Origin of the sequence: Burkholderia sp. 4NA327C6, assembly GCF_005502655.1 — a bacterium.
In the GTDB taxonomy this organism is placed as follows: Bacteria; Pseudomonadota; Gammaproteobacteria; order Burkholderiales; family Burkholderiaceae; genus Burkholderia; species Burkholderia contaminans.
Genome location: NZ_SCNZ01000006.1, coordinates 108,022 through 125,094, shown reverse-complemented (window position 1 = coordinate 125,094; position 17,073 = coordinate 108,022). Strand labels below are relative to the sequence as shown.

General features: G+C 62.6%; 29 protein-coding genes. 19 read left to right on the top strand and 10 right to left on the bottom strand.

Going from position 1 to position 17,073, the window contains the following annotated elements; genetic code table 11:
* Positions 1-49 precede the first annotated feature (49 nt).
* From FFS49_RS08475 to FFS49_RS08420, 11 genes are all read left to right on the top strand, one after another.
* Entirely contained in the window at positions 50-343 is a 294-nt protein-coding gene (locus tag FFS49_RS08475; RefSeq protein ID WP_137910060.1) for a hypothetical protein, read from the top strand.
* Positions 344-408: 65 nt separating this feature from the next.
* On the top strand, positions 409-1,122 hold the full coding sequence (locus tag FFS49_RS08470) for a helix-turn-helix domain-containing protein (RefSeq protein ID WP_171026742.1): 714 nt from the start codon (positions 409-411) through the stop codon (positions 1,120-1,122).
* Positions 1,119-1,886, top strand: coding sequence for an ATP-binding protein (locus tag FFS49_RS08465; RefSeq protein ID WP_137910058.1), 768 nt, complete (start codon positions 1,119-1,121; stop codon positions 1,884-1,886). The genes FFS49_RS08470 and FFS49_RS08465 overlap by 4 nt, the downstream gene beginning before the upstream one ends.
* Positions 1,883-2,173, top strand: a complete 291-nt coding sequence (locus tag FFS49_RS08460; RefSeq protein WP_137910057.1) for a helix-turn-helix domain-containing protein — start codon at positions 1,883-1,885, stop codon at positions 2,171-2,173. Before FFS49_RS08465 ends, FFS49_RS08460 begins: the two co-directional genes overlap by 4 nt.
* Positions 2,170-2,406, top strand: a complete 237-nt coding sequence (locus FFS49_RS08455) for a hypothetical protein (protein WP_137910056.1) — start codon at positions 2,170-2,172, stop codon at positions 2,404-2,406. Before FFS49_RS08460 ends, FFS49_RS08455 begins: the two co-directional genes overlap by 4 nt.
* Positions 2,390-2,932, top strand: coding sequence for a hypothetical protein (locus FFS49_RS08450; RefSeq protein WP_137910055.1), 543 nt, complete (start codon positions 2,390-2,392; stop codon positions 2,930-2,932). The genes FFS49_RS08455 and FFS49_RS08450 overlap by 17 nt, the downstream gene beginning before the upstream one ends.
* Before the next feature lie 95 nt (positions 2,933-3,027).
* Positions 3,028-3,471, top strand: coding sequence for a hypothetical protein (locus FFS49_RS08445; RefSeq protein WP_137910054.1), 444 nt, complete (start codon positions 3,028-3,030; stop codon positions 3,469-3,471).
* 155 nt (positions 3,472-3,626) lie between these two features.
* Positions 3,627-4,292, top strand: coding sequence for an ERF family protein (locus FFS49_RS08440; RefSeq protein WP_137910053.1), 666 nt, complete (start codon positions 3,627-3,629; stop codon positions 4,290-4,292).
* Entirely contained in the window at positions 4,292-4,717 is a 426-nt protein-coding gene (gene ssb, locus FFS49_RS08435; protein ID WP_137910052.1) for a single-stranded DNA-binding protein, read from the top strand. The genes FFS49_RS08440 and ssb overlap by 1 nt, the downstream gene beginning before the upstream one ends.
* A 72-nt stretch (positions 4,718-4,789) precedes the next feature.
* Entirely contained in the window at positions 4,790-5,698 is a 909-nt protein-coding gene (locus FFS49_RS08430) for a ParB/RepB/Spo0J family partition protein (RefSeq protein ID WP_137910051.1), read from the top strand.
* Between the two features lie 344 nt (positions 5,699-6,042).
* Positions 6,043-6,279, top strand: coding sequence for a hypothetical protein (locus FFS49_RS08420; protein ID WP_137910049.1), 237 nt, complete (start codon positions 6,043-6,045; stop codon positions 6,277-6,279).
* A gap of 33 nt (positions 6,280-6,312) precedes the next feature.
* Here the strand turns inward: FFS49_RS08420 and FFS49_RS08415 are convergent, their stop codons facing one another.
* Together FFS49_RS08415 and FFS49_RS08410 are read right to left on the bottom strand one after the other, a co-directional pair.
* Complete coding sequence (locus FFS49_RS08415; protein ID WP_137910048.1) at positions 6,313-6,519, bottom strand: hypothetical protein; 207 nt, start codon at positions 6,517-6,519, stop codon at positions 6,313-6,315.
* Positions 6,520-6,921: a hypothetical protein gene (locus tag FFS49_RS08410; RefSeq protein WP_137910047.1), complete on the bottom strand. Its 402-nt coding sequence runs from the start codon at positions 6,919-6,921 to the stop codon at positions 6,520-6,522.
* Between the two features lie 230 nt (positions 6,922-7,151).
* On the opposite strand from FFS49_RS08410, the gene FFS49_RS08405 reads away from it, so the two are divergent.
* From FFS49_RS08405 to FFS49_RS08390, 4 genes are all read left to right on the top strand, one after another.
* Entirely contained in the window at positions 7,152-7,652 is a 501-nt protein-coding gene (locus tag FFS49_RS08405) for a siphovirus Gp157 family protein (protein ID WP_137910046.1), read from the top strand.
* A gap of 17 nt (positions 7,653-7,669) precedes the next feature.
* Entirely contained in the window at positions 7,670-8,083 is a 414-nt protein-coding gene (locus tag FFS49_RS08400) for a recombination protein NinB (protein ID WP_137910045.1), read from the top strand.
* Positions 8,084-8,146: 63 nt separating this feature from the next.
* On the top strand, positions 8,147-8,470 hold the full coding sequence (locus FFS49_RS42915) for a Ref family recombination enhancement nuclease (protein ID WP_081072885.1): 324 nt from the start codon (positions 8,147-8,149) through the stop codon (positions 8,468-8,470).
* 10 nt (positions 8,471-8,480) lie between these two features.
* The gene (locus FFS49_RS08390; protein ID WP_137910044.1) at positions 8,481-8,822 is read left to right on the top strand and encodes a hypothetical protein; all 342 of its coding nucleotides are present in this window, start codon (positions 8,481-8,483) and stop codon (positions 8,820-8,822) included.
* Positions 8,823-8,978: 156 nt separating this feature from the next.
* On the opposite strand, the gene FFS49_RS41915 is transcribed toward FFS49_RS08390, so the two are convergent.
* Positions 8,979-9,140: a hypothetical protein gene (locus FFS49_RS41915; protein WP_171026740.1), complete on the bottom strand. Its 162-nt coding sequence runs from the start codon at positions 9,138-9,140 to the stop codon at positions 8,979-8,981.
* An 81-nt stretch (positions 9,141-9,221) separates the two neighbouring features.
* On the opposite strand from FFS49_RS41915, the gene FFS49_RS08385 reads away from it, so the two are divergent.
* Genes FFS49_RS08385 through FFS49_RS08375 form a run of 3 tightly spaced genes read left to right on the top strand, consistent with a single transcriptional unit; the run spans position 9,222 to position 10,872 of the window.
* Positions 9,222-9,752, top strand: coding sequence for a hypothetical protein (locus FFS49_RS08385; RefSeq protein ID WP_137910043.1), 531 nt, complete (start codon positions 9,222-9,224; stop codon positions 9,750-9,752).
* Positions 9,753-10,577: a hypothetical protein gene (locus FFS49_RS08380; protein WP_249362208.1), complete on the top strand. Its 825-nt coding sequence runs from the start codon at positions 9,753-9,755 to the stop codon at positions 10,575-10,577.
* A 31-nt stretch (positions 10,578-10,608) separates the two neighbouring features.
* The gene (locus FFS49_RS08375) at positions 10,609-10,872 is read left to right on the top strand and encodes a pyocin activator PrtN family protein (RefSeq protein WP_137910041.1); all 264 of its coding nucleotides are present in this window, start codon (positions 10,609-10,611) and stop codon (positions 10,870-10,872) included.
* 272 nt (positions 10,873-11,144) lie between these two features.
* On the opposite strand, the gene FFS49_RS08370 is transcribed toward FFS49_RS08375, so the two are convergent.
* The 6 genes from FFS49_RS08370 to ssuD all read right to left on the bottom strand — a co-directional run bounded on the left by FFS49_RS08370 (position 11,145) and on the right by ssuD (position 15,002).
* Entirely contained in the window at positions 11,145-11,390 is a 246-nt protein-coding gene (locus tag FFS49_RS08370; RefSeq protein WP_105816348.1) for a hypothetical protein, read from the bottom strand.
* A 55-nt stretch (positions 11,391-11,445) separates the two neighbouring features.
* The gene (locus FFS49_RS08365; RefSeq protein ID WP_027787628.1) at positions 11,446-11,643 is read right to left on the bottom strand and encodes a hypothetical protein; all 198 of its coding nucleotides are present in this window, start codon (positions 11,641-11,643) and stop codon (positions 11,446-11,448) included.
* A 142-nt stretch (positions 11,644-11,785) separates the two neighbouring features.
* Positions 11,786-12,001: a TOBE domain-containing protein gene (locus FFS49_RS08360; RefSeq protein WP_006476104.1), complete on the bottom strand. Its 216-nt coding sequence runs from the start codon at positions 11,999-12,001 to the stop codon at positions 11,786-11,788.
* Between the two features lie 57 nt (positions 12,002-12,058).
* A complete protein-coding gene (locus FFS49_RS08355; protein ID WP_105816347.1) occupies positions 12,059-13,018 on the bottom strand; it encodes an ATP-binding cassette domain-containing protein in 960 nt (319 codons plus the stop codon).
* Complete coding sequence (gene ssuC / locus FFS49_RS08350; protein ID WP_046545546.1) at positions 13,015-13,827, bottom strand: aliphatic sulfonate ABC transporter permease SsuC; 813 nt, start codon at positions 13,825-13,827, stop codon at positions 13,015-13,017. The genes FFS49_RS08355 and ssuC overlap by 4 nt, the downstream gene beginning before the upstream one ends.
* Before the next feature lie 17 nt (positions 13,828-13,844).
* Complete coding sequence (ssuD, locus tag FFS49_RS08345) at positions 13,845-15,002, bottom strand: FMNH2-dependent alkanesulfonate monooxygenase (protein ID WP_105816346.1); 1,158 nt, start codon at positions 15,000-15,002, stop codon at positions 13,845-13,847.
* 341 nt (positions 15,003-15,343) lie between these two features.
* On the opposite strand from ssuD, the gene FFS49_RS08340 reads away from it, so the two are divergent.
* A complete protein-coding gene (locus FFS49_RS08340) occupies positions 15,344-15,772 on the top strand; it encodes a hypothetical protein (RefSeq protein ID WP_105816345.1) in 429 nt (142 codons plus the stop codon).
* A 119-nt stretch (positions 15,773-15,891) separates the two neighbouring features.
* On the opposite strand, the gene FFS49_RS08335 is transcribed toward FFS49_RS08340, so the two are convergent.
* Positions 15,892-17,046, bottom strand: a complete 1,155-nt coding sequence (locus tag FFS49_RS08335; RefSeq protein WP_105816344.1) for an enoyl-CoA hydratase/isomerase family protein — start codon at positions 17,044-17,046, stop codon at positions 15,892-15,894.
* Positions 17,047-17,073: the final 27 nt, after the last annotated feature.

The window sequence follows — 17,073 nt, the reverse complement described above, 5'->3', positions numbered from 1 at the left end:
ACATATCGAATACCATTTCGGTAGTTTTTCGACGAGGAGGAATCGACGCATGACAGCACTGGAGTTCTGGAGACAGTTCGGCGCGGAGAAGGTCCGCGAAGTCTGCGGCATCGCCGGGACAACGTTCGCGTACTTCGAGCATATCGCGCACAAACGGAAGCGCCCTAGCGAGGAGCTGGCCGACGAACTCGCAACCGCGAGTGAGGCAGTTACGGGCGTTCGGCTCGATCCCGCAGAGCTTCGCCGCATTGAGAACGCCGACGCCGCAGCGAGCGCGCGCGCCCGCCGTCGACAAGAGCGCAAGCAAGCCTTCGCGCTCTCACAAGCGGGGGCCGCTCAATGAGCTTTGACGCCCTTGCATGGGCTTGGAATCAGAAGACCGGGAGCGCGGGCCGCAAGGCTACGCTCATGGGCGTCGCGCAGTTCGCCGACGAGGACGGCTATTGCTGGCCCGGACAAAAGATGCTCGCCGAGTACACCGAACAGAGCGAGCGGACGGTTCGCGAGCACTTGGTTTGGCTCGAATCGAACGGCTACCTGTCGCGCTGCTCTCGTAAGCGCCCGGACGGCACGAACGCGAGCGATGCCTACTACCTGAACCTACAACTCCCCCCGGCTGAGTTCAAGACCAAACGGAAGAAGCAACCGGCAGATTTCGCCGCAAGCGAAAAGCCGAAAACCACCCGGCAAATTTCGCCAGCGGCAAATTTCGCCAGCGGCGAAAAACCGCAAAACCAACCGGCGAAATCTGCCGGACATGAACCAGTCATAGATAAACCTAAAGGTTTATCAGAACCAATTAGGGCGACCGCGAACGGCGCACCGCTCCCCGAATGGCTCGACGCTGCGGCGTGGACCGATTGGGAAGGTCATCGTCGCGAAATCAAACACCCGATGACGCCGCGGTCCGAAAAAGCGTGCCTCGAAGAACTCGCGGAGTTCCGCTCGACGGGCGGTGATCCCGCTGCGCTGATCCGTCGTTGCATTGCGCTGAAGTATCGCGGGCTGTTCGCCTCTGCCATGCAAAGCAGCGCGCCGAAGGCGACGCAAGCGCCTAGCCGCCATTCCGTGAGCGGGAAGGATTACGCGAAGGGCGTCGACGAATCGGGGATGCTGCTATGAGCGCGCCGACCTTGTTTTGCCCGACGCACGGCGAATACGCGGCCCGCTCGATCGCAATCGGGAAGCTCGTCATCCGCCCGAGCAAATGCCCGAAGTGCATCGCCGAAGACGATGAACGCGAGCGGCGCGAGCGCATCGCGAAGGAAACGCGCGCCCGTCAGGAGCGTATCGAGCGCCAGCTTAAACAAGCGGGTATCCCGAAAGGCTTCCTCGGGCGCACGTTCGACACGTATTACGCGGAGGGTCCGGGCCAACAGAAGGCGCTTGCGACGGCGAGGCGGTTCGCGGAAGGCTTCGACGAATACTCGCAAAAAGGGACGATGCTCGCCCTGTGCGGCGGACTCGGGACCGGGAAGACGCATCTTGCGATCGCAATCGCGCAGCACGTATCAGCGTCCGCCCATACCGTGATGTACGTCACCGCTATGGACATGGTGACGAAGCTGCGCGACGCCATGCGACCGGACGCGCCAATGGGTCCCGGCGCAACACTCGACATGCTCGGCGCAATCGATCTGCTTGTGATCGACGAGCTAGGCGTACAGGGCGCGACGGACGACGTGAAGACGCACCTTTTCAACGTCTTCGATCGCCGTTACCGGGACGCGCGCCCGACCGTGCTGCTCAGCAACCTTCCCGCCGCCGAACTCGGCGAATACCTTGGCGAGCGCATCGCCGACCGACTGCGCGAGCGCGCCGCATTCATCGCTTGTGATTGGGAATCGTACCGTCGCCAAGCGCGCGACATTGGGGGCCTGTTGTGATTGCAAACACCAGCATCGATTCGTACTGCGCCCACAAGGCGGAGGGCAAGGCATCGATACAACGGATTACCGTTCTCAACTACCTACGGGAACGCCCAGGCGTCGGCATGACGCGGAACGACCTCGCGCGCGTGTTGCGGCTGCCAATCCAGTCGATTTGCGGACGCATCGGCGAACTGAAAGACGAAGGGCTTGTCGTCGAGGGCGAAACCATCGAAGACCCGCGGACGCATCGGTCCTGCAAGACGATCCGCATTGCACCTGACCTACTTACGGAGAATCAATGAGCGAGTTTCAAAGCGCCGCAGTCATCGGGCGAGAGTATGGGAATCCGCTTCCAGCGCTGATTGCGCGCGAGGAGAAGACATGCGCGGGCTGCGTATGGAGCCTCGGGAAAATCACGCTCGGCGACGAATCGTTGTGCGCGAAAACGCGCCTCATGCGCAAGCGCTGCAAGCACTACGTCGACGTTCACCCCTACCTTGCAAACTGGAGAGAGCGCAATGCAAAAGCCGCTTAAATCGTTCCCGCTGTTCAAGAGCGTCGACCAAGCGCTCTCGAAGGTCTACGAGGTCATAGCAACGTCGGGAGTGAAGACGGCGACGTATGGCGTCCCGACTGCGGCGAGCAGTTCGACGGACAAGCTTAGCCGCATGGATCGATTGACCGAGGCGGTATGGGTAACGTCGGTCGTCGACGACACACTGAGCGCCGAGCAACGCGCATGGGTGACGTGTACGCATGAGGGAGCATGCGACCGACGGAATGCCGCAATCGAGACTCTGTCGAGCATGAATTCGGCCATCCACGCGAACCCGGACCTCGTGCGCGCGCTAGTCGTCCGTCACTTCGAGTTCGGCGAGACGTTTTGCAAGAGCACCGTCCAAATCGGAAAGGAAACGGACGTTCCGCAGAAAACCGTTTGGCGAGCCGATCAGAAGATGATGCGGGCGCTCGACGCGCTCGGACGCGAGGTCGACGACGCCCTTCGCGCGGCCTTTGAGCCTCGCGGCTGGCTTGCGCCGCGCGCGAAGCAAGCCGCATAACGACCGGATACGTCGAAGCGCATTTTTGCTTGCGCTTCGACTACCATTTCGGTATTCTTTGTGACGATTACCACAACCTGCACCGGACGATAGATATGAACCAACCGACCGAGAGCGAAGTTCAGGCATCAATCGACAGGCATTTTCGCGCCCGAGGAGAATCAGCCGCACTCGCGCTCAGCGCCAAAGTTGCGCCCACGTCGACTACCGAAACGGGAGTTGATCTTCTCGGCAATTTCGAAGAACTGCTCGGCGCAGCAAAGGCCGCGGCAGAGCACCACGTTCGAATCGCGATCAGCAAACGCTATTTCGGCGACGCGGACGCAAGTCAGTCGATAGCCGACGCCGAGCGGTATCGCAGCCTCGTCGAGCGTCAATCGAAATGCGCCGCGGCGCTCCCCGCAATTCTGGCGCTCCTGCTCGACATGTCGACCGAGCCGCAACGCCGAAGCACGAGCTTTCCTACGGAAAACCGGCCCGAATGGGCGGAACTGTATTGCGCCCGCGCCGCGAACCTCATCCGGGCGATGACGCTATGAAGCGAATCGCCGCAGCGCTTTTGTATTGGGTCGCATCGGCGCTCGCTTGCGTCGCAATCGGAGCGATCGCCGCGACCGAATCACTCGCGCCGACATCGGCGCACCACAACCCCGCGCTAAGCGCGCGAATTCCAACCTGACGGGACGATAACCATATGCAACACGTTCACGCCGCGATCAAGCAAATCACGAAGGCCATATCGGCAGATGGAATCGCGAAAACCGGCCAAAACGACGAAAACGGATACGCCTTCCGCACGATCGACGACATTAAAAACAGGCTCGCACCGCTACTCGACGAGCACAACCTAATCATTACGCCGAATGAGGAAGACAGGATATGCGTTGAGCGTCGCACCACGAACGGAGTCGCGCTTTTCTTCGTGACCGTTCGCGTCCGCTACGAGCTTACATCGACAGTAGACGACAGCGTTAAATCGATTACGGTAAGCGGCGAAGGGATGGACACAGGCGACCGCGCAACGTCGAAAGCGCTTACCGACGCATACAAATCTGCCGTAACGCAAGCATTCTGCATCGCGACGAAGAACAATCTCGACGCCGAATCGACGAGCCATACAGCAGCGTCGCGCATGAACGAGGACGAACGCACCAAGCACGAGCGCGCAATTCTCGCCGCCCCCGATGCAGCGGCACTGAAACGCGCATTCACGAACGCGACGGCAGCATCGAAGCGCGCGGGCGACGAGGAGTCCCGCAAGACGTTCGTAACCGCCAAAGAGACGCGCACGAAGCAACTCGCCGAAGCCGCGACGAAGAAGGCCGAACAGACGAAACCCACTGAAAAGGCGGCAGCGTAATGGCATCGGTCAACAAGGTAATTCTCGTCGGCAACTTGGGTGCTGATCCTGACGCCCGCTACATGCCAAGCGGCGACGCGGTAACGACGGTCAGCCTCGCGACGACCGATCGCTATCGCGACAAGTCATCCGGGCAGACGCGCGAAATCACCGAATGGCATCGGATCGTGTTTTTCGGTCGACTCGCTGAGATTGCAAGCGAGTACTTGCGCAAAGGCTCTCCGCTATATGTCGAGGGGAAGATTCGCACCCGCAAATGGAAGGACCAAAGCGGTCAGGACCGCTACTCAACCGAGATTGTCGGGCTGAGCTTGCAACTGCTCGGCAGAGCACCCGGCGACGGCACCCGGCAGCACGACGGACGCGGGCGCGGCGATACGTATAGCGCGGGCGGATCAATGCCCGAGGACGACGTGCCGTTCTGACGCCGCCCGAACCCGAAAATCAACAACGCGGGCGATCTGCGCATCGCCCGATTCAGCACCGGAGAAGAAGAAATGACCGCACTCGAAACGGCACACGTCGAACTCGTCGCCGCCAACCGCGACGTTATCCGCGGCGTATCGACCGGACGGCCGGACGCATACATGATCCCGCTGAGCATCGTTCGAATCCGCGAAGGCTTCAACGACGCACGAAAGGCGGATCCCGACTATCCCGCGCATGTCCGGGAGCTTGCGGACTCGATGAAGGCTAACGGATGGATGCGGCATAAGCCGCTCGTCGGCGTCATTACACCCGACGGCTTCGCCTATCCGTCCGACGGCCATACGCGCTACGAGGCCGCGCTTCTCGCGAACAGCGAGGGCGCGGGAATCGAGTCGATTCCATTCATGCCCGAGCAGAAAGGCACGAACGAAGAAGACCGGATTTTCGGCCTCATCCTCAACAACAACGGAAAGCGGCTTACGCCGATGGGCGAAGCGCTCGTCATCAAGCAACTTGTCGGACGCGGCATCGAAGAAAAGGAAATCGCGCGACGCCTCGGCTTTTCGACGACGAAGGTTGCGAACGCGCTCGCCCTCGTCGCGGCACCTGCCCCTATCCGGGCGATGGTCGCGGCGGGCGAAGTGTCCGCGACGACCGCCGTGAAGACGATCCGCGAGAAAGGCGCAGCCGCTATCGCCACGCTAGAAGAAGGCAAGGCAGTAGCGAAGGCCGCGGGCAAAACGAAGGTCACCGAGAAGCACCTGAAGCCCACGCCCCCGAAGCAACAGGCCAACTCTGATGCTGCGCGCCTCGACTGGATCGAAGCCCGCCGGGACGTTGCTATTCGGCAATGGTATCGCGAGGGGCAAATCAGCTTCTTCGCGATCACCGACTCGGACGACGTGAAGCTTGCCGGAGGCCCGACGCTGCGCGAAGCGATCGACGCAGCAATGCTCGCGACCAAAGACGAGGCATAACCTGATGTCACGCTTCCACGTCCGATGCCGCCATTGCGAGACGCGCCGCGTCTTGCCCCGTCACCCCGACCAGTATGAGCGAGTTCCGCAATGCCGCCTATGCGGCAAGCGCAACTTCCGCATTGACAAATGGATGATGAAACGCAATACGCACGCGATGGCGTGTACCTGCGCGGGCTATTGGTTCTGGCATCGGCGCGGAAGCCTGTATTGCTGGCATCGGGCCGACGGTTCGTCGCGATACCCCGGCGATCCTGATTTCCGAGACCGAGACATGCCGCACGGATACGTCCCGGAATACCAAGCCGCCGCATAGCAGGATCATTCACACAGGAGAAGTCAGTATGAGCAGCAACAGTGCAGAATTGTTCATCACGAATCGCGTGACGCTTCATTCGGTCGGCGAATCGATCGCCAACGGCCCGACGGCACAATCCGTCGAACTTGCCCGCGCCAATGTGCGGCACGCGAAACGTCTGCTCGCGAAGATCGAGGAGGAACACGCCGAAGCGCGCAAGACGGAGAAACGTCGCGAGCGAGACCGCACTAGAGCTTGGCTCCCCGAACTCGCGACAGCGTAACAACGAAGTAACGGCCCGCAACCGCGGGCCGCGTCATTTCCGATTGATCGTTTTGCTATCAACGATGCTCTCGTCAGCGATGATCCGGAGCAGGTTTTGATACAGGCCACCGGCCACGATGACGCCGACGAGCCAATAGACCCATGTGCTGAACGCATCGTCAGTGAAGTGCCACAGCGCAACGCCCGCAGCGATCCCGCCCACGACGCTACCGAGCGCAGTCTTCTCGCTTCTTTTCATTTAATTCCCCTGTATCGTTGTCGGATGGAACTTCTCGCATGCGCCCTCGACGTACTTCGCTGCGAAGTAGAGAGGGTATTTCCCATTGTCGACATCGAGAAACAAAACGTCGACCCATCCATGCGCCGTAGGAACGCGACCATTTCCGTTCTCGAAAGCCAGTAACTTGACGGACTTGTACCCATCACCCGCGCTCAAACATTGCGCTTGATGAAGAAGCGCTTGGATGTTTGATTTACCAGACGCCGCCGCGTTGAAGCCGAACTTCTCATACGCCAGTGCCGCCATGTCAGCAGACGCGCACCCGATCGCCGCCCGAGTTCTTAAGTGACACCCGGCATCGGCGGCAAGACTAGCTTTCGTGAATAGCGCTGCCAGCATCAGCGCGAGAAGCTGATTCATTGTCATTTCTGGCTCATGCGTGTTGTTCTAGGCCCGGAGTTTAGCGCAGTTCAAAACACGATCCGCTCCGCCTTGACCGGCATGATCGGACGACTCGCATCCGAAAGACTACCGTTTCGGGATTCAACGATGTAGAATGCTGACGCTTTATGCTGCGCGCACGGCGGTTTTGACCTTGCGCGCTTTTTCACGTTCTCACGGAATACCATTGCGGTATTCAATGGAGGCTTATGTCGCTGTCCCTGTACAACCTCACCGGGCAATGGCTCGCGATGCGCGACCAGCTCGCCGACGCTGGATTCGACGAACAGACGATCGCCGACACACTCGACGCCGAATCGACGCCATACGACGAGAAAGTCGCCCGAGTTGCGATGGTCATCGACGAATTCGAGGCGATGGCCGAACAGAAGAAGGCGCTCGCAAAGAAGTTTTCGGCTGAAGGCAGCCTTCTCGAAAGCCGCGCGGCATCGCTGCGCCGATACCTCTCGAACTCGCTCTCCGCGACCGGGCGCACTGACGTTCGCCACGAACTGATTCAAGTCAAGCTCTACATCGGTCGCGACGAGTCCGTCGAAATCAAGTCCGAGGACGATATTCCGCTCCAGTACATGAAGACGGAAACGAAGGTCTCGCCCGACAAGACGGCGATCAAGGCTGCACTGAAAGCGGGCGAAATCATTGTCGGCGCGGAACTGCTGAAGAAAGACCGCCTCACAATCAAGCACTGACCGGAGCGCTCGGCGACATGGATAAACAGATTTTCACGCTGACGCCGACCAATCGGCGCTTTGTCGCCGAGGTGTTGCACAACGCCCCGGACGGGTACGTCGCGACGATCAGCGAGCCGACGCGAACGCTTGAGCAAAACTCGCTGCTCTGGCCGCTGCTGACCGAGGTATCGAAACAAGTCGTCTGGTACGGGAAGAAGCTCACGCCCGCGGAATGGAAAGACGTATTCACGGCGGCGCTGCGCAAACAAACGGTCGTCCCCGGCATCGACGGCGGCTTCGTCGTCTGCGGACTGAGCACGAGCACGCTCGGCAAGAAAATGTTCTCGGACCTTATCGAACTGATCTTCGCGTTCGGGGCTGAGCATGGCGTCAAGTTCGCTGCGCCCAAGAGCCACTACCTACTCGCCGCGGGAGCGAAAAAAATTTGAACACAATGACTACCGTTTCGGTATTCGTTGTAGTAGTATGACTACCAAGTTGGCGGAGGAAGCTTGAGCAAGAAAGCGCCGACGAGAGCGGAGAAAGAGTACTTGGGGCGGGTTGCGGCGCTTGGTTGCGCCGTATGCCGACGCCTCGGCCTTGGCGAAACGCCCGCGATTGTTCACCACCAGCGGACGGGCCAAGGATGGGGGCGAGCGAGCCACTACCGGACGTGTCCGTTATGCCCGCCTCACCACCAGCACAGCGGCTTTGGAGTTCACGACATGGGCCGACCCCAGTTCGAAGCGATGTACGGCTTCAGCGAGGTCGATCTAGTCGAGGAGACCCGTCAAACGCTGAGCGCGTACTTACCCGCGTCCGAGTTGCTGCACTGACGGGCCACCAATGACGAACGCAGTCACCGAAGAAGAATTGCTCTCGACGATGGTTGAGGGCTACAGCTACCGCCGCAGCGATGTTGCGGCGCTCATTTGCGACAAGCCGTCGGGAGCAGTGCTCGACGTGCTCGATGCCCTCGTCAACAAGGGCGATGTTTGGCGGACGTACGCAGGCAGTCGATTTGAATACGTCCGCCTGTCCGCGCAAGACCTCGCCGACATGCGACAGCGTCGCGCCGACCGAATCGACGTGCCAACGTGGATGCGCGGCGTTCTCACCGGATATGCCGTGACACTCGCACGGCACCGCGCAATCTGCGAAGAATCCCGCTCGCTGTTCCGAGCCTAACTCACTTTGAATCGAGGATACCCATGTACCCGCGTTCACAACTCAAGAAATGGTACGTGTACGTCGCCGACAAGCTCGTCGCCGTCGTTCACGCCATTACGGACCGCGGCGCGATTGCGCAAGCGTCCGACTTGACCGGTCATAGCGCGTCGAATCTCACCGCGCAAACGACCATCCGCTAATCGCCACCGCACTGGAGACCAGCACATGACAGCAGCGAATCAAATCAAGGGGCAAATGCGCGTCCTCGTCGACGTACTCGCCGAGCGCAAGAATCAGGATGCGCAATGGGGCGGACCCGCGCACGACGATGCGCATTACCCGGTCCATTTCGCCGGATACGTCGGGCGTCAAATCAGCAAGGCAATCGCGTATCGCGAGACGAACGACGCCGCGGCAATGCGCGCGCGCTTCGTGAAGATTGCCGCACTGGCGTTCGCCGCCGCCGAATCGATCGACCGCAAGGCGGAAGCGGATCGAGGCGAGACCACCGTCGAGTACTGCTACAGCACCGATGGGGAGACCTATCACGGCAACCATACGACGATCGACGAGGCGTTGCGCGATGGCATCGCGGAACGGTACGACGTATCGGGAAGCGAAGACCCATCCGAAATCGGCGCGGTATGGGTCGGACAAGTCGAATCGCCGCGCCACGTCTTCGACTCGCAAGGCGATAACGTCATTGACCAAATCGAGTGCGAGCTTTACGACGTTGTCGGCGAACACGCGGACAGCTTCAATCCGTCGAAGGAAGAACGCGCCGGTCTGGACGCGCTCATTTCGGCATGGTGTGACGCGCATCTCGAACTGACGTGCTTCAGCGTCGAGAAGACCGTCGAGTACAGCGCCGGGAATTCGCTGTACGACGCGGCGCTCGCCGATGTGATCGCTGACGCGGCGAAAACGCCTTCGGAGGAGGCAGCTTGAATGAGTTGGCTCTTTTCGCGGGCGCTGGCGGAGGAATACTCGGCGGACACCTGCTCGGATGGCGGACCGTATGCGCAGTTGAACGTGATGCCTACGCCGCACAAGTTCTGGCGCAACGACAAAATGATCGAGCACTCAGACCTTTCCCAATTTGGTCTGACGTGCGCACCTTTGACGGAAGACCGTGGCAAGGAATTGTTGATGTCGTTTCGGGCGGCTTTCCGTGCCAAGACATCAGCACTGCCGGAGCCGGGGCAGGCATCGACGGGGAACGAAGCGGACTATGGGCAGAAATGGCAAGGATCATTCGCGAGGTTCGACCGCGATTCGTCCTCGTGGAAAACAGCCCAATGCTCACTTCTCGGGGACTCGGACGGGTTCTCGGAGACTTGGCCTCGATGGGGCTTGATGCTCGATGGGGCGTCATATCTGCTGCCGACACCGGCGCTCACCATTTGCGAGAGCGCATCTGGATCGTGGCCCACGCCGACGGCGTCTCTTGGAACGAATGGCGGACGAGTGACGCCGAACAAGGCCCGCAAGGGAGGGACGCTGATCGAGGCCGTATCGGCGCGGCGTTGGCCGACTCCGATTGCGAACGACGCAGTCAAGCGAGGAGATTTACGGGCCTATCCGCAATACCTGATCGGCGCGGCACAGTGCGCAGATTCAACCCCTGGCCAGTTGAACCCGGAATGGGTCGAGTGGTTGATGGGGTGGCCCATCGGGTGGACAGACTTACAGCCATTGGGAATGGACAAGTTCCGCGAGTGGCGGCAACAGCATTCAGCATACTTTCCGCATCGGCTTAGGATTGCGGCGTGAATGGTGAGATTCTTCGGGAAGGCGAGAAAAAATGAATACGGCTTTTTTGCTTATGGCCCAATACAACGCGCGAGCCGTGATCCCGGTCGACGAGGTATGCCGGGACTATTTCCCGCACCTGTCGACCGATAAGTTGATTCGCAAGGCGTCGGCGGGCGAAATCAGGATTCCCCTGATACGCATGGAGGGGTCGCAGAAGTGCGCCAAGGGCGTACACCTTCAGGACCTAGCCGACTACTTGGACAAGCGCCGAGAAGCGGCGCGGAAGGAGTTGGAGCAGTTGACCGGAGCATGACGAAAGCCGCCTAGCGCGGCTTTTTTATTGCCCGTCTCCCGCAGGCGGTCGGTGCTACGAGAGTGCTACGCGACCGATGCTACAAGCGGCGATAGCCAATACTGGAAAGGGTTCGCGGGGTTTTGTTCGTCCCATCGAGCATGGGCGCGACGGATACGCGGCGGGGAGGAAGCGAGGACGGTACGGACATGGATTTCGGGCAACATGCCAAGCGGCGCGGAAACAACCCGGTATTTTACCGCAACACGAGCCGTGCCTGCCCGGCACGCGTGCTACACCTCACCCAGCTCCGCATCGACCGCCCGCCGCGCCTCGTCGAGCACGCGCTCGATCACGCGTCGTTCGGTCAGCAGTATCCCGTCGACCTTGACGAGCCGCCAGTCGATCCGCACCGCATCGCCCTGCAGCACTCGGTAATGCGCATGCTCGCCGTCCCAGACCTGCTCGGTCTTCACCTCGATCTCGAAGCCGCGGTACGGCTCGCTGAAATCGCCGAGGTCGCTGCCTCTCGGTTCCATCGCACGCTCCGTGGCGACGCGGCGCCTGGCCGCCCGCGCGGCCGGCGCCGTGCGCTCAATCGTATTCGTCGGACAAAAAGGATTTGCCATCGGCCGTCAGGTCGACCCGGTCTGCCGCCGCCTGGTAGATCAGCCCCTCGTTCAGCAACGCGTAGACGACGTCGTCGAACGCAGCGGGAACCGGCCGGCTTTCACCGAACTGGTCGATCCATTTCAGCGCCTCGATGGCTTCGGGGGAAAGGATGGGAGTCATGCGTTGCCCTCCGGCATCGGTGTCGCTCCATCCTAGCACTTCGTCCCGACGTCGAATACCAAGGCAAACGCGCTGCGCAAATGCCAAGCGGCGCCAACGGGCAGGTTGCCCGCGGCGCCGCGCCGGTTCAGGACACGCGGGCTCAGAGGCGCGCGATCGATACTTCGGTCGATTTCACGAGCGCGACGACTTCCGCGCCCACCTTCAGTTCGAGTTCGTCAACCGAACGGGTCGTGATCACCGACGTGACGATGCCGAACGGCGTCTCGACGTCGACCTCGGAGACCACCGATCCGCGAATGATCTCCTTGACCTTGCCCTTGAACTGGTTACGTACGTTGATTGCGGTGATGCTCATCAGGTTGATCGCTCCGAAGAAAAGGATCTCAGAACGGGCGGCTGCTGCCGCCCGGATTTAAACGGCCCAGCGGATCTGCCCGACCGGTCGAACGTTGTCTGCCTCATGCGGTGCGTCGTGGTCGGCCGCACCGGGCCCGCCGGCGAGTACGCGTTTCAGCACGCGATCCTCGAGCGCCGCAAACGCGGCCGACGCGCGGGCGCGCGGTCGGTCGAGCGGCACCGGCTGATCCAGCGCCACCCGCCCCTGCTCGATGAGCAGGATGCGATCGCCGAGCGCGACGGCCTCCTGCACGTCGTGCGTGACGAGGAGCGCGGTGAATCGATGCTCGCGCCACAACCGCTCGATCAGCGCGTGCATCTCGATGCGGGTCAGCGCGTCGAGCGCGCCGAGCGGCTCGTCGAGCAACAGCAGTTGGGGCCGGTGCACGAGCGCACGGGCCAGTGCGACACGCTGCCGCTGGCCGCCCGACAGTTGCGCGGGCCAGTCGTTCGCGCGTTCCAGCAGGCCGACTTCATCGAGAACCGCGCGTGCCTGGTCGCGCGCGCCGCGCCCGAGGCCCAGCATCACGTTCTGCAGCACGGTTTTCCACGGCAGCAGGCGCGCATCCTGGTACATGATTCGCGTATCGAGTTCGCCGCCGCCCTCGCCGCGCGCCTGAAGCATGCCGCTGCTCGGCTGCTCGAGTCCCGCAACGAGACGCAGCAGCGTCGATTTCCCGCAACCGCTGCGGCCGACGATCGCGACGAAACTGCCGCGCGCGATGCCGAGCTCGACGTTGTCGAGCACCGTGCGTGCCCCGAAGCGCTTGCTGACGCCCGACAGCGTCACGGCATCGTCGGGAGCCGGGCTGCCTGGCCGTCGCCGCGCGAGCGGAACGATGGATGCACTGCCGTCACGTTCAAGAACCGCTGCGTCACGCGCGTCGCCGTCCGCGACACGCGCCTGCGCCAGTTCGGCCTCGAGGTCTGCGCCGGCGAGCGGGCCGTAGGCGGCCGCCGAAGTCGTCGCATTCATGCCTTTGCTCCTGATTGATAAGCGGGGTGCCAGCGCAGCGTCACGCGTTCGAGCCATTTCGCCAGCACGTCGGCCAGCTTGCCGAGCACCGCGTACAGCAGGATGCCGACCACCACCACGTCGGTCTGCAGGAATTCACGCGCGTTCATCGTCATGTAGCCGATACCCGACTGCGCGGAGATCGTTTCCGCGACGATCAGCATCACCCACATCAGCCCGAGCGCAAAGCGCACACCGACGAGAATCGATGGCAACGCACCGGGCAGGATCACGTCGCGGTACAGCGCGAAGCCGCGTACGCCGTAGCTCTTCGCCATCTCGATCAGGTTCGCGTCGACCGAGCGGATCCCGTGATACGTGTTGATGTAGACCGGGAAGAACACCCCGAGCGCAACGAGGAACAGCTTCGCCTTCTCGTCGATGCCGAACCACAGGATCACGAGCGGAATCATCGCGAGCGCCGGGATGTTGCGGATCATCTGGATCGTCGAATCGAGCGCGACCTCGGCCGCCTTCGACAAGCCGGTCGCGAGCCCCAGCGCGAGGCCGACGCCGCCACCGATCGCGAAACCGAACAGCGCGCGCCAGGTGCTGACCTTAACGTTCGCCCACATTTCACCCGACGTCACGAGCGACCAGGCCGCGCGCACGACCGCCACGGGCTCGGGCAGCACGCGGGTCGACAGCCAGCCGATCCGCGCGCCGACTTCCCATGCCGCCAGCAGCGCGAGCGGCACGAGCCATGGCGCGACGCCGCGCCATGCGCGGGCGGCCAGGGCAGCGCCCGTCGCGGACGTTTTCGTTGTCATCGCAGGCCTCCTGTCGCTCAGCTCTGGGCCGCTTTCGGCAGATAGCTGTTGCCGACGATCTCGCCGAACGGGCCCGACAGCGGGCCGGTGGCCTTCGTCGCGCCGGTGCCCTTGATCAGCGGGAATACGAGTTCCGCGAAACGATACGACTCCTCCAGGTGCGGATAGCCGGACAGGATGAAGGTCTCGATGCCGAGATCCGCGTATTCGCGCATGCGCTCGGCGACCTGCTCCGGATTGCCGACGAGTGCGGTGCCCGCGCCGCCGCGCACGAGGCCGACGCCGGCCCACAGGTTCGGGTACACCTCGAGCGCCTCGCGGCCCCCACGCTTGCCGCCGTGCAGCGCGGCCATCCGGCGCTGGCCCTCGGAATCCATGTTCGCGAACGCCTTCTGCGCACGTGCGATGGTTTCGTCGTCGAGGCGGCTGATCAGGCGCTCGGCGTCGCGCCATGCTTCGTCCTCGGTCTCGCGCACGATCACGTGCAGACGAATGCCGAACTTGATCTTGCGGCCGCGCGCCGCGGCACGTGCGCGAATATCGGCGATCTTCTTCGCGACGGCCTCGGGCGGTTCGCCCCAGGTCAAGTAGGTGTCGATGTGGTCGGCCGCGATCTCGTGCGCAGCCGGTGACGAGCCGCCGAACCACAGCGGCGGATGCGGACGCTGCACGGGCGGATACAGTGCCTTGCCGCCCTTCGACTGCAGATGCTTGCCGATGTAGTCGAAACCGCCATTGTCGTGCGACGCGGACAGCAGCCCGCGCCAGATGTTCAGGAAGTCGTCGGTGATTTCATAACGCGTGTCGTGATCCGCGAACAGGCCGTCGCCTTCGAGCTCGGCGGCATCGCCGCCCGTCACGACGTTGATCAGCAGGCGGCCGCCCGACAGGCGGTCGAACGTCGCGGCCATCCGCGCCGACAGCCCCGGCGATGCGATGCCGGGACGGATCGCGACCAGGAATTTCAGGCGCTGCGTCGCCGGGATGAGGCTCGACGCAACGACCCACGCATCCTCGCAGGAACGACCGGTCGGCAGCAGCACGCCCTCGTAGCCGAGCGTGTCGGCGGCCACTGCGACCTGCTTGAAGTAGTCGTAATCCGCGGCGCGCGCACCTTCGGCCGTACCGAGATAGCGGCTATCGCCATGCGTGGGGATAAACCAGAACACATTCATCTGCTGCTCCTGCTTGACTGTCCTTGCCGGAATTTGGAAAAAACATCGCCCTGCTCGCGTCGCGGATGCGCGGCGCATGCATGGTGTGCGTTCGAATCGGGATGGTTCGCCGGTCAGGCCGTGCAGCGGGCGAGGACGCGATTGCACGGCTGTTTCTGGGAAATCAGTCTAGGGATCGGTGCAGGGCTTTGGAACGATTTTTTTTAGCTTAGGTTTTCCGCTTTCGTGATTAGCACGACGCTGGAGCGAATATCGCGGCGGGCGGGCCCTATAATGGCGCACCTATCCGAATAACTCCGCGCGCGCGGCCTCGGCCGTGCGCGCCTGCGGTGCACTCATCGATGCAGAAAGTCATCCTGCCATTCCTGTCCGGCTTCCTGGCCGCCCTGTTCTTCCGCGAAGCCACGCTCGCACTCCTTCATACGGCCGACCTGATCGCCGCAACCGGCTTCTCCACGCAGCCGTTCGCGCCGCTCGGCATTCCTGAATTTGTCGCGAATGCGCTGATCAGCGCGTGCTGCGCGATCCCGATGGCGTGGCTGCTGCGCGTGTCGCCGGAACGCGAGGCCTCGTGGATCGGCGCGCTGGTATTTGGCGGCATCGTGCTGACGGCCGCCCGCGTGTTCGCGATCGATCCGCTGCGCGGCATCTGGCCGACGGGCAACATGATGCCCGTGCTCGCGGCCGGCTTCGCGGCAAACGCGGTATGGGGCTTCGGCGCACTCGTGGTCATGCGCGCGTTCATGTCGGACAACGCAGGCGACGAATAACGCGTAGACAAGCGCTACGCCCTTCGACCACGAACCGGTCGACACCCATGAAAAAGGCCGCCTGCACATGCAGGCGGCCTTTTCGTTTCCAGCGCGCGCTTCGGTCAGTCCGACTGACGTCAGTCCTGCAGTTTCCGCAGCGGATGCGTGTCCGGCGTCCACGGGCTGTCGAACATCGCGAGCACGTCCGCGCGGTCGATATCGGCGGACGACTTGAAGCGCCAGGCCGGCTGGTGGTCCTTGTCGACGATCAGCGCGCGCACGCCTTCGATCACGTCGCCGCGCGCGAACGTCGAGCGCGTGAGATCGAGATCGCGCCGCAGGCAATCGGCCATCGTTGCGCCACGTGCACGTTCGACGACTTCCAGCGATACGGCCATCGACAGCGGCGACAGTTGTTCACGCATCGCATGGGTCGTCTTCTCGACCCATCCGTCGACGGCCGCGCAATCCGGCTCGGCGTCGAGCGACGCGAGGATCGCGCCGATGTCCGGGTGTGCGAAATGCCGGTCGATCCCTGCACGCGCGTCGGCCAGCGCCGACGTGTCAGGCGTCGGCACGACCTTGTGTGCGGCCGCCGCATCGGCCACGCACGCGACCGCCTGCTCGCCGCTGTCGATGTGCGCGGTACGCAGCGTGTCGAGCAGCGCCGGCAGCGCGGCATCAGGCAGATAGACGTCGGCGAGCTGCGCGTACAGCGCGCCGGCCGCGTCGAGCGTCGCGCCGGTCACGGCGAGATAGCGGCCGATCGCGCCGGGCGTGCGCGCGAGGAACCAGCTCATCCCGACGTCCGGGAACAGGCCGATACGCGTTTCCGGCATCGCCATCTTCGTCGAGTCGGTCACGACACGCAGGCCGCCCGTGTGCCGCGCCGCCTGCGAAATTCCCATGCCGCCCCCCATCACGACACCGTGCATCAGCGCGATATAGGGCTTCGGATACGTGAAGATCGTGTGGTTGAGCGTGTATTCCTCGACGAAGAACGTGTCGACCGCATCGCGGTCGCCGCGCTGCCACGCTTCGTGGAAGAAACGCACATCGCCGCCCGCGCAGAATGCGCGCGGATGCGGGCTGTGCACGACGATCGCGACGACTTCGGGATCGTCGCGCCACGCGTCGAGCGCCTGCTGCATCAGCCGGATCATGCCGACCGACAGCGCGTTCAGCGCCTTCGGCCGGTTCAGTTCGAGAAAGCCGATGCGGTTCGCGACAGTCGCGCGCACGTCGGGCTGAGTGGATTCGGCGGAAACGGCCGCGGAAGTCGATTCGGTCATGAGGGTCATCCGGCAAATGGCAGTCGC

Bases quoted from the DNA above. Each gene is read 5' to 3' on its own strand.
- FFS49_RS08475 (WP_137910060.1), top strand. From the start codon at position 50: ATGACAGCACTGGAGTTCTGGAGACAGTTCGGCGCGGAGAAGGTCCGC.
- FFS49_RS08470 (WP_171026742.1), top strand. From the start codon at position 409: ATGGGCGTCGCGCAGTTCGCCGACGAGGACGGCTATTGCTGGCCCGGA.
- FFS49_RS08465 (WP_137910058.1), top strand. From the start codon at position 1,119: ATGAGCGCGCCGACCTTGTTTTGCCCGACGCACGGCGAATACGCGGCC.
- FFS49_RS08455 (WP_137910056.1), top strand. From the start codon at position 2,170: ATGAGCGAGTTTCAAAGCGCCGCAGTCATCGGGCGAGAGTATGGGAAT.
- FFS49_RS08450 (WP_137910055.1), top strand. From the start codon at position 2,390: ATGCAAAAGCCGCTTAAATCGTTCCCGCTGTTCAAGAGCGTCGACCAA.
- FFS49_RS08445 (WP_137910054.1), top strand. From the start codon at position 3,028: ATGAACCAACCGACCGAGAGCGAAGTTCAGGCATCAATCGACAGGCAT.
- FFS49_RS08440 (WP_137910053.1), top strand. From the start codon at position 3,627: ATGCAACACGTTCACGCCGCGATCAAGCAAATCACGAAGGCCATATCG.
- ssb (WP_137910052.1), top strand. From the start codon at position 4,292: ATGGCATCGGTCAACAAGGTAATTCTCGTCGGCAACTTGGGTGCTGAT.
- FFS49_RS08430 (WP_137910051.1), top strand. From the start codon at position 4,790: ATGACCGCACTCGAAACGGCACACGTCGAACTCGTCGCCGCCAACCGC.
- FFS49_RS08420 (WP_137910049.1), top strand. From the start codon at position 6,043: ATGAGCAGCAACAGTGCAGAATTGTTCATCACGAATCGCGTGACGCTT.
- FFS49_RS08415 (WP_137910048.1), bottom strand. From the start codon at position 6,519: ATGAAAAGAAGCGAGAAGACTGCGCTCGGTAGCGTCGTGGGCGGGATC.
- FFS49_RS08410 (WP_137910047.1), bottom strand. From the start codon at position 6,921: ATGAATCAGCTTCTCGCGCTGATGCTGGCAGCGCTATTCACGAAAGCT.
- FFS49_RS08405 (WP_137910046.1), top strand. From the start codon at position 7,152: ATGTCGCTGTCCCTGTACAACCTCACCGGGCAATGGCTCGCGATGCGC.
- FFS49_RS08400 (WP_137910045.1), top strand. From the start codon at position 7,670: ATGGATAAACAGATTTTCACGCTGACGCCGACCAATCGGCGCTTTGTC.
- FFS49_RS08390 (WP_137910044.1), top strand. From the start codon at position 8,481: ATGACGAACGCAGTCACCGAAGAAGAATTGCTCTCGACGATGGTTGAG.
- FFS49_RS41915 (WP_171026740.1), bottom strand. From the start codon at position 9,140: ATGCGCATCGTCGTGCGCGGGTCCGCCCCATTGCGCATCCTGATTCTT.
- FFS49_RS08385 (WP_137910043.1), top strand. From the start codon at position 9,222: ATGCGCGCGCGCTTCGTGAAGATTGCCGCACTGGCGTTCGCCGCCGCC.
- FFS49_RS08380 (WP_249362208.1), top strand. From the start codon at position 9,753: ATGAGTTGGCTCTTTTCGCGGGCGCTGGCGGAGGAATACTCGGCGGAC.
- FFS49_RS08375 (WP_137910041.1), top strand. From the start codon at position 10,609: ATGAATACGGCTTTTTTGCTTATGGCCCAATACAACGCGCGAGCCGTG.
- FFS49_RS08370 (WP_105816348.1), bottom strand. From the start codon at position 11,390: ATGGAACCGAGAGGCAGCGACCTCGGCGATTTCAGCGAGCCGTACCGC.
- FFS49_RS08365 (WP_027787628.1), bottom strand. From the start codon at position 11,643: ATGACTCCCATCCTTTCCCCCGAAGCCATCGAGGCGCTGAAATGGATC.
- FFS49_RS08360 (WP_006476104.1), bottom strand. From the start codon at position 12,001: ATGAGCATCACCGCAATCAACGTACGTAACCAGTTCAAGGGCAAGGTC.
- FFS49_RS08355 (WP_105816347.1), bottom strand. From the start codon at position 13,018: ATGAATGCGACGACTTCGGCGGCCGCCTACGGCCCGCTCGCCGGCGCA.
- ssuC (WP_046545546.1), bottom strand. From the start codon at position 13,827: ATGACAACGAAAACGTCCGCGACGGGCGCTGCCCTGGCCGCCCGCGCA.
- ssuD (WP_105816346.1), bottom strand. From the start codon at position 15,002: ATGAATGTGTTCTGGTTTATCCCCACGCATGGCGATAGCCGCTATCTC.
- FFS49_RS08340 (WP_105816345.1), top strand. From the start codon at position 15,344: ATGCAGAAAGTCATCCTGCCATTCCTGTCCGGCTTCCTGGCCGCCCTG.
- FFS49_RS08335 (WP_105816344.1), bottom strand. From the start codon at position 17,046: ATGACCGAATCGACTTCCGCGGCCGTTTCCGCCGAATCCACTCAGCCC.